Origin of the sequence: Streptomyces sp. NPDC059248, assembly GCF_042753905.1 — a bacterium.
Taxonomy (GTDB): domain Bacteria; phylum Actinomycetota; class Actinomycetes; order Streptomycetales; family Streptomycetaceae; genus Streptomyces.
In genome coordinates, this window is record NZ_JBHYZV010000136.1 from 1 (window position 1) to 11,386 (window position 11,386).

The following is an 11,386-nucleotide window of genomic DNA, read 5'->3' on the forward strand; positions in this document are numbered from 1 at the left end:
ATTATTATTGTTTTGTCGTCGCGGGCGTTCTATTTTTATACACCGCCCCCCGCGGGCGCCGGCGCCCCCGGCCGGGCCCCCACCCCCGGCGTCCGGGGCGTCGGTGTCACATCCGGGTGAGCATCTCCCGGGCGTCGTCCAGCAGCCCGGCGGACTCCTCGTCCTCCCCCTGCTCCAGCTCCGCTATGAGGGCCGTCATCCGGTCCTTGGCGGCGTCCGCCCGGTCCCGCTCGTGCTCCGACCAGGCCGCGCGCACCAGCGCGTCGAACCGGTCGTACACGGCGGCCGGGCCGAACTCGGCGAACAGCGCGGCGGCCCGGTCCAGCAGCTCGATCCCCCGGCCCAGCGCCTCCGCGCGGCCCGGCGCGCCGTCCCGTACCCCGGACACATCCGCCCCGGCGGCGATCCCGGCGGCTCCGGCGTCCGACGCGCCATCGATGCCCGCGATGTTCGGAGCACCGAGGCCGCTGTCGCCGCTGTCGCCGCCGCCGTCGTGTTCGGCCTCCTCATCGGCGGCCTCCTGAGCGGCGATCACCAGCCGCGCCAGCTGCAAGCAGGTCTGCGCCCACTCGTACCGCGACTCGGGGTCGTCGGCGTCCCGGACCAGGGCGAGCGCCTCGTCCATGAAGCCGCGGGCCCGGCCGTACTCCGCCGCGGGCGCGTCGTTCCGCAACCGCAGCCAGGCCAGGGACCGGAGCACCCGCACCTCGGCCACCGGGGAACCACCGACCCGCCGCCACAGCTCCAGGGCCCGCCCGTAGGCCGCCTCCGCCCCGTCGACCACCCCGGCCTCGGCCAGCGCCTCCGCCGCCGTATTGGCCAGACTCGCCTGCGGAGCGGGGTCCTCCCAGCCGGTGACCGCATCCGCGGCGAGCAGATACTGCTCGGCGGCCCCGCGCGGGTCGCCGAGCCGCCGGAGCAGCCGCCCCAGCAGCTGCCGGGCCCGGACGATCTCCTCGTCGTCGCCCTCCGCCACCAGGTCGGGCAGGACGGAATGCAGCACCTCGGCCGCCTCCGCGTCCCGGTCCGTCCTGGCGTACGCCTCCGACAGCAGCAGCCGTGCCCGGGTCGCGGGCCCCTCCGCCGAATCCGCCTGGTCGAACCAGTGCGCCGCGTCCAGCGCGAGCCCCGCGGCCTCCGCCGCCCCGCCGTCGCGCCGGATCAGGACGCTCGCCAGCGTCAGCCGTACGGAACCCTGCGCGTGCGCCTCGGTCAGCTCGGCCGCGTGGGCGAGCGACGCCCGGGCGTCGGCCTCCGCGGCCCCGGTGTCGCCGAGCCCCGCGACGACGCCCGCCCGTACCGACAGCGGCTCGCACGCGTCCCAGGGCCGCCCGGCGGCGACGAAGCGCTCCGCCGACGACGCCAGCAGCGCCGCGGCCCGCTCCGGCTCGCCGGCCGGCAGGAGGAGATGCGCGAGCGTCAGCTCCGCCTGGGCGAGGACGTCCACCGTGCCGTACGGGTCCGCCGCGGCACCGGGCCCCGCCGGGATCGATCCGATGGCGGCGCTCCGGGCCGAGACGAAGGCATCGAGCCGGGCGAGCAGTACGGCGTCCACCTGCTCGGGCCCGTGCCCGTGCCCGTCGCCCGCCGAGTCGCTGTCCGCCGGGTCGTCGCCCGCCGGGTCGCCGTCCGGGGCGATCCCCGTGTCCCCCGCCTTCCGGGCCTTCCGGGCCCTCCGGCGCAGCATCGAGCCCAGGCGCAGTTCCGCCAGCTCCGCCAGGGCGATCCGCCGCTCACGCGCCGGATCCGCCGGGTCCAGCTCTCCTGCGGTCCGTACGGCGGCCGCCAGCAGCTCGGCGACCTCGTCGGCCGGGGTGCCCGCGCGTGCCGCGGCACCGGCCGCCGCCAGCTCCGCGTAGGCCGCCCGGCTCCGCCGCCCCGCCGCCCGGTGGGCCCGCGCGGCCCCGAGGAACCGCTCCACCGCGTCCGGCGCGCCGTCCTCGGCCGCGTCCCCGGCCCCCGCCTCCAGCAGATCGGCGGCGAGTTCCGGGTCGTCGGCCGCGCCCGGTTCGGCCCCGGCCCGGCGGGCGACCTCCGCCCACAGCCCACCGGTGGCCGGATGTCCTCGTCTACGGGCCGCCCGGGCCCGCTCGACCAGCTCCGCGAACGACGGCCCGGCCGCGCCGCCGGTGCCGGTGTCCGGCGCGGCGGACACCGCGATCCCGGCGGGCGGGCCGGCCGACCCGCCCGCCGGGGCCAGCAGCGGGCTGCGGACCCCCAGCGGCAGCGCGTCGACCAAGGGCCGCCGGGCGACCCGCTCGGCCAGCCGCTCCGACACATGCGCGGTGCCGTTGCGCAGATCGAAGCGCGCGGCGATCCCGGTCGCGTCCGTGTGCAGCAGCTCGTACAGCTCCGTGACCGTACGCACCGCGCCCTGGTGGGCGACGGTGGGCCGGTCGCCGTGGCCGGTCTCCCGCAGCCGCCGCAGCAGCACCAGCACCCCGCCGTTGAAGCCCAGCTGCGCCTCGACATCGGTCAGGGACCCGAGATGAGCGGCGTGCTCCGCGAGGACCTCAAGACCCCTGGCCTCGTTGCCGGTCAGGGCGCAGAACTCGATATGCGCGCCGATCGACCGGAGCAGACTCTCCTTGCCCCGGGCCAGGCGGTAGCCGCGCAGATGGTGGGAGCGGGCCTCGTCGAGGCGGCCGAGCCGGAGCAGCGGCAGCAGGGAGTGCGCGAGGACCCGGTGCGGTTCCTCCATGCACGTCAGCTCGCCGTCGAGCACCGGGGTCCAGATCCGTACGGCCTCGGTGTCCTCGCCCCGGCGGGCGCGGTATTGCCCCTGGTTGTTCAGCTCGCAGGCGTGGCAGTCGCTCATCCGGTCCCGGTCGGCGGCCATCCAGGCGGCGAAGGCCCGCTCGGTCCACTCCTCGTCACCGGTCGCCTCGGCCAGGGAGTGCTCGGCCTGGCGTACGGCCCGCTCGCTGTGGCCCGCGAGCCGGTAGCGCCGCTCCATGTCCACGAGCCAGCGCTCCACGGCGTCCAGGGGGACGTCCGGGGAGTCGACGATGCCGCCGGTGACCCACTTGAAGCGCCAGAACAGGCTGTGGACCTCGTACGAGCCGAAGGCCCCGGGATCGCGGTCGTACTCCTGGAGGAGCCGGGCGAACGGCACCACCATCTTGGTGCGCTCGGCGCTGTACTCGTAGGCGTCGATCAGGCCCAGGAGGGACTGCCGGAACAGGGCGGGGTCCTTGGCCGCCTCGGCGGCGGCGCCCAGGGACTCGGCGCGGGCGATCCTGGCGGGTCCGTGCGGGCTGCGGTCGTTGTCCCACAGGTTCCGGCGGATCTCCTCGGCGGTCATCGCGGTCACTTCTCGTCCTCCTTCCGGGCGGTATTCGCGGCACCGGAGTGGGTCGCCCATTCCAGCAGCCCGAGAAAGGCCCGGTTGAGCAGTGTCGTGTCGGCGGGACGCAGCGGTCGCTGGGCCATCAGCAGGGCCTGGCCGTAGAGCGATTCGATCGCGGTACCGGTCAGCTCGGGGTCGGGGAGCGCGGCGATCCGGCGGATCAGCGGGTTGTTGTGGTTGAGCACCAGCCGGGCCCGGGGCGCCGAGCCGCGCAGGGAGCCGAGGATGTCGGTCCACAGCGAATCCGCGTTCTCCCGGGCGGTGGACCGGTCGCGCTCGTGCCGGGCCTGCCGGTCGTCGAGGTAGAGCGCCGGGACCGATACGGGCTGGAAGGCCCGTATCGCCACGTCGCAGTCGTGCGGGTCGAGCCGGGTGCGGGCGGTCGCCAGGAAGGAGGTCAGCGCCAACTCGGCCTCGGTGGGCACCGGGTCGAGGCGGTCGGTGACGGCGCCCGCGTCCAGCTCGGTCACCGTCACCCCGGGCCGGACGGTGGGCAGCAGGGCCAGCAGATCCGCGTCGTACGTGTATCCCGCGTTGACCACACCGAGGCCGTGGGCCGCGGCGATCGGGGCGATCTGGCGGAACTCCTCGACGGTCCGGGTGAAGTGGATCCGGCCGTGCGCGGCCGCGAACTCCTCCAGGCCGACCTGGCCGTCGCTGGTCTCGAACGGCAGCCACGGCAGCATCAGCCCGAACAGCTCGGGGTCGTGCCGCGCCAGCGACTTGACCCCCAGGTGGTGGACGTCCAGGAAGGCGGCGAGCCGCCGCGGGTCACCGGCGGCCAGCTCCGTCAGCCAGCCGCGGACCGCGCCGCCCAGCGCGTCCCGGACGGCGGCCAGCGTCTCGTCGTCGTAGAGGTTCTCCCGCGACGCCGTCGGGCGCAGGGTGTCGGTGTCCACCACGGCCCGCACGAAGAAGGCCCACTCGGGCAGCAGATTGTCCGCGCGATCGGTGAGCAGCATGCCCTTGAGATAGGCGCGGTGCCCCGCCCGGTGCGCCGGACTGGTCGGCTCGGGAAGCACATAGGCCACCCCGCGCACCCCGGCGACCGGCAGGTCGAGGTCGATCGTGTCGAGCGGGGTGAATCCGAAGAGCTGGGCGCAGTGTCCGGCGAGCGCCACCCGGCGGGCCGTGGGGGAGGAGTGTTCGCGGTCCCAGACGGCGGGCCGGTCGGTCACCGGGCGCTCGGCGCCGAAACCGTCGGCGAACACGATGTCGTACGGCAGCAGGGAGCCGAAGTCGCGGGCCAGCTCCTCCACCCGGCGCGGCTCCAGCCACTCCGCCGCGCCCGGACGGGGCTCCAGCCATACGGTCGTCCCCGGTTCGGGCCGGGCCTCGTCGGGCAGGGCGCGTACCGTGTACGAACCGTCGTCGTGGGCCAGCCACTCCACGGGGGCCGCTTCGGGCGTCCGCGCGGAGCGGGTGACCACCCGGATCTCACGGGCCACGACGAAGCAGGCGAGCAGCCCGATGCCGAACTGGCCGAGGAACTCCCGGCGGGCGGATTCCAGGCCGTGCTCGCCGCCGCGCTTGGAGCTGCGGCCGATGGTGGCGAGCAGGGTGTGGACCTCGTCGGAGGTCAGCCCGATGCCGCTGTCCTCGATCGAGACCCGGCCCCCCTCGGCCGACAGCCGGATCCGGATCCGGGCGTCGGGGTCGAAGGCTCGGCGGGCGGTGACGGCGTCCACCGCGTTCTGGAGCAGCTCGCGGACGTAGACCCGGGGGCTGGAGTACAGATGGTGGGAGAGCAGATCGACCAGGCCGCGCAGATCGACCTGGAAACTGTTGGTTTCGGGCGGGGTCTCCTCCGCCTCGACGGTCGACGTCATACCGCATCACCTCGCGCTGCACACTGACCGGCCGGGGAGAGCCGGAAGGAAGTCGGGAACGAGCGATCGCGAGGTTCCCCCCCTCACGGATCACGTACGCGGGATTCAGAGTAGAGGCGGCCACCGACATTCCTCTCCGCTATTTGCCGCCCGCGGCAACTCGCCGGGCGGCGTACGCGGCGGAAGGTCAGGGCAGGGTCAGGACGCGGGGGCCCTGCTCGGTGACGGCGACGGTGTGCTCGAAATGGGCGGCCCTGCTGCCGTCCGTGGTGCGCAGGGTCCAGCCGTCGGCATCGGTGCGGTAGGTGTTCCGGCCGCCCGCCATGAGCATGGGTTCGATGGCGAGGACCAGGCCGTGCCGGAGGGGGAGACCGCGGCCGGTCCGGCCGCGGTTGGGGAGATGGGGGTCCTCGTGCATCCGGCGGCCGATGCCGTGGCCGCCGAAGTCGGCGGGCATACCGCAGCCCGTCTCGTCGGCGACGGCGCCGATGGCGTGGGAGATGTCGCCGATGCGACGGCCCACCCGGGCGGCGGCGATACCGGCGTCGAGGGCCCGCCGGGTGGCGTCGATCAGTTCGAGGTCGCCGGGGCGCGGGGTACCGACGACGAAGGAGACGGCCGCGTCGCCGGCCCAGCCGTCGAGCAGGGCGCCGCAGTCGATGCTCACCAGGTCGCCGTCGCGCAGCCGGTAGCCGGTCGGTATGCCGTGCGACACGGCGTCGTTGACGGACGCGCAGATCACGGCAGGGAAGGGCACCGGGGCGAAGGACGGCCGGTACCCGAGGAACGGGGAGCCGGCTCCGGCGTCGGCCAGGACCGACCGGGCCACCTCGTCCAGTTCCCGCAGGGACGTCCCCACTCCCGCCGCTTCCTCCACGGCGGCCAGGGCGCGGGCCACCACACGTCCGGCTTCCCGCATCGCGTCCAATGCGGCATCGGTCTTGATCTCCACCATGTGTTCGTCTCCCCGCGGCACCGCGAACCAATATTTATACCGGTATTAATATCACGGTCGTGGTGCGGGTTTCCGTGGCGCCGAGGGGGCTGGAGCGGCGGTGGACGGTTCGGCGGCGCGCCGGGCGATGCGCTTGACACCAAAATCGAACATCCATTCTTATGGAGGCTCCGGAGCCGTGCTTCACCGGGGCGTCGTCCACAGGCGGGACGGGCGGCGGGGCCCATTGTCAGTGGCAGGGGTTAGCGTCTTTGACGTGAAGCGATCGACACAAGCAAACCGGGTGGAACCCATGGCAGGAACCGACCGCGAGAAGGCGCTCGACGCCGCGCTCGCACAGATTGAACGCCAATTCGGCAAGGGCGCGGTGATGCGCCTGGGCGAGCGGCCCAACGAGCCCATCGAGGTCATCCCGACCGGGTCGACCGCGCTCGACGTCGCGCTCGGCGTCGGCGGGCTGCCCCGCGGCCGGGTGGTGGAGGTGTACGGCCCGGAGTCCTCCGGCAAGACGACCCTCACGCTGCACGCCGTCGCCAACGCGCAGAAGGCCGGTGGCGCCGTCGCCTTCGTGGACGCCGAGCACGCCCTCGACCCCGAGTACGCGAAGAAGCTGGGCGTCGACATCGACTCCCTCATCCTCTCCCAGCCGGACAACGGCGAGCAGGCGCTCGAGATCGTCGACATGCTGGTCCGCTCCGGCGCGCTCGACCTGATCGTCATCGACTCGGTGGCCGCCCTCGTGCCGAGGGCGGAGATCGAGGGCGAGATGGGCGACTCCCACGTCGGTCTCCAGGCGCGGCTGATGAGCCAGGCCCTGCGGAAGATCACCAGCGCGCTCAACCAGTCGAAGACCACCGCGATCTTCATCAACCAGCTGCGCGAGAAGATCGGCGTCATGTTCGGCTCGCCCGAGACCACCACCGGTGGCCGCGCGCTGAAGTTCTACGCCTCGGTGCGCCTCGACATCCGCCGGATCGAGACGCTCAAGGACGGCACGGACGCGGTGGGCAACCGCACCCGTGTCAAGGTCGTGAAGAACAAGGTCGCCCCGCCCTTCAAGCAGGCCGAGTTCGACATCCTCTACGGCCAGGGCATCAGCCGCGAGGGCGGACTGATCGACATGGGTGTGGAGCACGGCTTCGTCCGCAAGGCCGGTGCCTGGTACACGTACGAGGGCGACCAGCTCGGTCAGGGCAAGGAGAACGCCCGTAACTTCCTGAAGGACAACCCCGATCTCGCCAATGAGATCGAGCGGAAGATCAAGGAGAAGCTGGGCGTGGGCGTCCGGCCGGAGACCCCGGCCGCCGAGCCGGCCGCGGACGCGGCGAGCGGTCCCACGGCCGCTTCCGGTGACACGGCGAAGACGGTGCCCGCCCCCGCCACCAAGGCCAAGCCGGCCAAGGCGGCGGCGGCCAAGAGCTGACCATGGCCCGGCGCACCGAATGGCCGGGCGGCAGCGCCGACTCGTCGAGGGCCGAGAAGGCGCTGCCGCCCCAGGATCCGGCTGAGCGGGCGCGGGCGATCTGCCTGCGTCTGCTCACCGGCACCCCGCGGACCCGCAAACAGCTCGCGGACGCGCTCCACAAGCGGGAGATCCCGCCGGAGGTGGCCGATGAGGTGCTCTCCCGGTTCGAGGACGTGGGGCTGATCGACGACGCCGCCTTCGCGGGCGCCTGGGTGGATTCCCGGCACCACGGCCGGGGGCTCGCCCGCCGCGCCCTCGCCCGTGAACTGCGGACGAAGGGCGTGGACGCGGCCCTGATCGACGAGGCGGTGGGGCGGCTGGACTCCGAGAGCGAGGAGGAGACCGCCCGGGCCCTGGTCGAGCGCAAGCTGCGCGCCACCCGGGGACTCGACCGCGACCGGCGTATCCGGCGGCTCGCGGGCATGCTGGCCCGCAAGGGCTATGGCGAGGGTATGGCGCTCCGGGTGGTCCGCCGTGCCCTTGAGGAGGAGGGCGAGCGTCTCTCCGGTGACGAGGCCGACGCCTTCGACGCCCTGGACCTCCGGGATCCCGTGGAATCCGACGAACTCCCGTAGGACGGGTCGTGTCGTCGTATCGTCCGGTGCCGCGCTCCGCGGGGGAGACCGTGGCGCCCGGACCGTACGAACCGTTCGTGATCCGTGGTCCGTTCTCCGTCCTCCTTCCCCGCCGGGGCGGGGAAGGAGCGATGACGGCGGACGCGCGCCGGGGCCGACCCGGCGTCAGACGACCGGGAGACCGACCGCCTTCCATGCCTGGAAACCGTCGATCAGATCCGTCGCACGGTACAGACCGAGCCGGCGGAGCGACTCGGCGGCGAGGGACGAGGCGTATCCCTCGTTGCAGACGATCACGATCCGCAGATCGTGGCCGACCGCCTCGGGCAGCCGATGGCTCCCCAGGGGATCGAGCCGCCACTCCAGCTCATTGCGTTCCACGACGATCGCGCCCGGGATGAGTCCGTCCCGGTCGCGCAGTGCCGCGTAGCGGATGTCCACCAGCAGGGCGCCCGCCGCCGCCTCCTCGAACGCCTGCCGGGCCGTCACCCGGTCCAGGCCCTCGCGGACCCGCTCCAGTAGGACATCGATACCGACGGGCGGCACGATGGGGCCGCTGTCGACGGTTGATACGGAATCGCTGCTCACTGCCAGTCCTCCGGACGCTCGACCTGTTCCAGACGGAGTACCGCGCCGGTACGGCTGAACCTGCGGATCAGCGGCAGCGGCGGGTAGTACGCGTGTACGGAGACGGCGTGCGCGGCGGACGCGTTCAGTACCTCGTGGACATGATGGCGGCCGAAGGCCCGGCCCCGGCCCGCGGGCAGACGGCGCTCGCGGTCGAGGTCCTCGGCGAGTTCGAGGGTTTTCCAGCCCCCGGCCGGGAGCCGTACGGCCAGGGAGTGCTCGACCAGCTCGCCCGTCGCCGTGGCGAAGGCGCCGAGCGATTCGGCGTGGTCGTGCCAGCCCGTACCCGAACCCGGTGGCCAGCCGATCAGCCAGGCCTCGCTCTCACCCGGTCCGTCGAGGCGCACCCAGGTACGGCCGTCGGGGTCGAGGGGGAGGGACGAGATCAGCTCCGGGTCGGCCGCGGCGCGGCGGACGAAGTCGAGCAGTTCGGCCGAGGTGGGGCCGGAGCCGCGGCCGGCGGAATCGGACGAGGGCGACGAGGGAGACGAGGGAGACGGAGGGGATGAGGGGGATGAGGGAGACGAGGAGGATGAAGGGGAGGGGAACGCGGACACGGGCTGGGACATGGAGAACCGTCCTGGTGAGTTCGCGGAGGCGCGCACGGGGCCGCGAAGCGGCCCGTACGGTGCGCGTGGGAAAGCGGCGGAAGAGCGCCGGAGATCAGGAACGTCGCGAAGTCAGCGGGACGGTCGACACACACAGCCCGCGTAGCGGAGGAGATCCATATGGACCCTCCGCCACAGGCGTACATCGGTGTCGGTCACAAATCGGAGTACACCACCGGTGCCCTCCCTTGGTCAATTGACGTCCGCGGTGCTGTCACTGGGCGTCGCCGCGGTGGTGTCGCCGCCGCGGGCGGCGTCCGCCGCCTCGTACAGCTCCTCGGGATGCACCCCCGAGAAGGCGGCGACGAGGTGCCCGTCCGGCCGTACCAGCAGCACGGTATGGGCGGACGCGCCCGGATACGCCTCGGCGACCAGCAGTTCGGCGGGCACGGGCAGCGCCGAGACCGCGGCGTCCAGCCGGGGCATCACGCCCGCGCTCTGCCAGTGCCTGCGGTCCCACACCCCGGTACCGGGCGCGATCAGCAGCACCAGCAACCGCCCCTGCCCCAGCCGGTCCCGGAGCCGGGCGCCGGTGCCGTCGGGCGCGGTGACCTGGACGTCCTCGACCGGACCTCCCGGTTCCGTGGCGACGACGACCTGGGCCGGGGCTGGCTCGGGGGCGAGCGGCGAGTGGGTGTGCGCGGGCGGCGCGCCCAGCGGCCCCCGGCCGAGATGGGCGTCGGTGAGCAGGCCCTCGTGGCCGCGCGCGGTACCGGGCAGCCGGACCCGCAGGGCCCCGCCGCCGCGTACCGACGGCAGGACGTGGTCGGCGGCGCGCAGCCGGGCCGCGACCGCGGTCCGCCGCTCCGCCTGATAGCTGTCGAGCAGGGTCTCCGAACCGTTGTGCTGCCGGGCGTGCGCCAGCTTCCACGCCAGATTGTCGACGTCCCTCAGCCCCTCGTCGAGGCCCTGGGTCCCGAGCGCGCCCAGCAGATGCGCCGCGTCGCCCGCCAGGAACGCCCGGTCCACCCGCCAGCGCCGGGCCAGCCGGTGGTGCGCCGTGTACACCCCGGTGTCGAGGAGGTCGTACGGCGGAGTGGTCCCGCACCAGCCCGCGAGGGTGTCGCGGACCCGTGCCACCAGGGTGTCGGGGGTGACCAGATCCCCGCCGGGCGGCAGCAGCCAGTCCAGCCGCCAGGCGTCGTCGGGCAGCGGGCGGGCGGTGATCTCGGCCCCCGCGCCGCGCCACGGCGGCCGGCGGTGCAGCAGTGCCTCGTCGGGCCAGGGGAGTTCGACCCGCAGGGTGGCCACGGCATGGCGTTCCACCGCGGTACGCCCGGGGAACCGGATGCCGAGGAGTTTGCGTACGGTCGACCGGGCGCCGTCGCAGCCCACCACATGGCTGCCCCGCCACCAGGTCGCCTCCGGGCCTCGGGTGTGGACGGTGACCCCGCCCGGCTCCTGCTCCAGGGCGTCCACCCGGCCCCCGGTGACCAGGGTGGCGAGCGGCTGGGCGGTGACCGCGTCCCGCAGGCCGCGGGTAAGGGCGTGCTGAGGGATGTGCAATGGCGAAGGAGGGTCCTCGCCGCCAAGCGGCAGCCTGCGTACCTCCTGCTTACGGCGCATCGACCGCCAGCCGGTCCAGCGGGCGCCCTCGTCGTGGATCGTGGCGCAGCCCAGGCGTTCGACGGCCGCCGCCGTGTCGGGGCGCAGGACGACGGTCCTGGCCGGGCGGGGTTCCTCGGGGTCCGTGCCCTCGTCGAGGACGACGGTGGGTACGCCCTGGCGGCCGAGCGCGAGGGCGAGGGCGAGCCCGACGGGACCGGCGCCGACGACGATCACCGGATCCACGGAGCGGCTCCTCGGGTTCGCGGGGTCATGAGGGCGGTCGTTGGCGTTCGGGAAGGTGCGGTGGGGCCCCGCTGCGCGATCACAGAACGTATGCAACCTACTGGGGGTGCCTGCGTCAAGTGACGGGGGAGCGGCACGGCGGGCACTGATCCATCGGTGGTGCGCGGGGACGGGACGGCGGAGGCGG

At 73.8% G+C, this 11,386-nt stretch carries 9 protein-coding genes; 2 read left to right on the top strand and 7 right to left on the bottom strand.

Annotated features, from left to right (window positions below; genetic code table 11):
- Nucleotides 1–106 precede the first annotated feature (106 nt).
- The 3 genes from ACFXG1_RS32215 to map form a co-directional block, all read right to left on the bottom strand.
- Nucleotides 107–3,313, bottom strand: a complete 3,207-nt coding sequence (locus ACFXG1_RS32215) for a tetratricopeptide repeat protein (protein ID WP_384745730.1) — start codon at nt 3,311–3,313, stop codon at nt 107–109.
- The gene (locus ACFXG1_RS32220) at nt 3,310–5,178 is read right to left on the bottom strand and encodes an HSP90 family protein (protein WP_384745732.1); all 1,869 of its coding nucleotides are present in this window, start codon (nt 5,176–5,178) and stop codon (nt 3,310–3,312) included. The genes ACFXG1_RS32215 and ACFXG1_RS32220 overlap by 4 nt, the downstream gene beginning before the upstream one ends.
- Nucleotides 5,179–5,365: 187 nt before the next feature.
- On the bottom strand, nt 5,366–6,133 hold the full coding sequence (gene map / locus ACFXG1_RS32225) for a type I methionyl aminopeptidase (RefSeq protein WP_384721392.1): 768 nt from the start codon (nt 6,131–6,133) through the stop codon (nt 5,366–5,368).
- A 292-nt stretch (nt 6,134–6,425) separates the two neighbouring features.
- On the opposite strand from map, the gene recA reads away from it, so the two are divergent.
- Together recA and recX are read left to right on the top strand one after the other, a co-directional pair.
- The gene (gene recA, locus ACFXG1_RS32230; RefSeq protein WP_384745734.1) at nt 6,426–7,556 is read left to right on the top strand and encodes a recombinase RecA; all 1,131 of its coding nucleotides are present in this window, start codon (nt 6,426–6,428) and stop codon (nt 7,554–7,556) included.
- A 2-nt stretch (nt 7,557–7,558) separates the two neighbouring features.
- A complete protein-coding gene (gene recX, locus ACFXG1_RS32235) occupies nt 7,559–8,173 on the top strand; it encodes a recombination regulator RecX (protein ID WP_384745736.1) in 615 nt (204 codons plus the stop codon).
- Between the two features lie 165 nt (nt 8,174–8,338).
- Here the strand turns inward: recX and ACFXG1_RS32240 are convergent, their stop codons facing one another.
- From ACFXG1_RS32240 to ACFXG1_RS32255, 4 genes are all read right to left on the bottom strand, one after another.
- Nucleotides 8,339–8,761 carry a rhodanese-like domain-containing protein gene (locus ACFXG1_RS32240; RefSeq protein ID WP_384720655.1) on the bottom strand — a complete coding sequence of 141 codons (423 nt, stop codon included), beginning with the start codon at nt 8,759–8,761 and terminating at the stop codon, nt 8,339–8,341.
- Nucleotides 8,758–9,369, bottom strand: coding sequence for a cysteine dioxygenase (locus tag ACFXG1_RS32245; RefSeq protein ID WP_384720652.1), 612 nt, complete (start codon nt 9,367–9,369; stop codon nt 8,758–8,760). The genes ACFXG1_RS32240 and ACFXG1_RS32245 overlap by 4 nt, the downstream gene beginning before the upstream one ends.
- A gap of 111 nt (nt 9,370–9,480) precedes the next feature.
- On the bottom strand, nt 9,481–9,567 hold the full coding sequence (locus tag ACFXG1_RS32250) for a putative leader peptide (protein ID WP_356322043.1): 87 nt from the start codon (nt 9,565–9,567) through the stop codon (nt 9,481–9,483).
- Between the two features lie 33 nt (nt 9,568–9,600).
- A complete protein-coding gene (locus ACFXG1_RS32255; protein ID WP_384745738.1) occupies nt 9,601–11,199 on the bottom strand; it encodes an FAD-dependent monooxygenase in 1,599 nt (532 codons plus the stop codon).
- Nucleotides 11,200–11,386: the final 187 nt, after the last annotated feature.

Coding starts and splice junctions, on each gene's coding strand:
- recX (WP_384745736.1), top strand. CDS start 7,559: ATGGCCCGGCGCACCGAATGGCCGGGCGGCAGCGCCGACTCGTCGAGG.
- recA (WP_384745734.1), top strand. CDS start 6,426: ATGGCAGGAACCGACCGCGAGAAGGCGCTCGACGCCGCGCTCGCACAG.
- map (WP_384721392.1), bottom strand. CDS start 6,133: ATGGTGGAGATCAAGACCGATGCCGCATTGGACGCGATGCGGGAAGCC.
- ACFXG1_RS32245 (WP_384720652.1), bottom strand. CDS start 9,369: ATGTCCCAGCCCGTGTCCGCGTTCCCCTCCCCTTCATCCTCCTCGTCT.
- ACFXG1_RS32220 (WP_384745732.1), bottom strand. CDS start 5,178: ATGACGTCGACCGTCGAGGCGGAGGAGACCCCGCCCGAAACCAACAGT.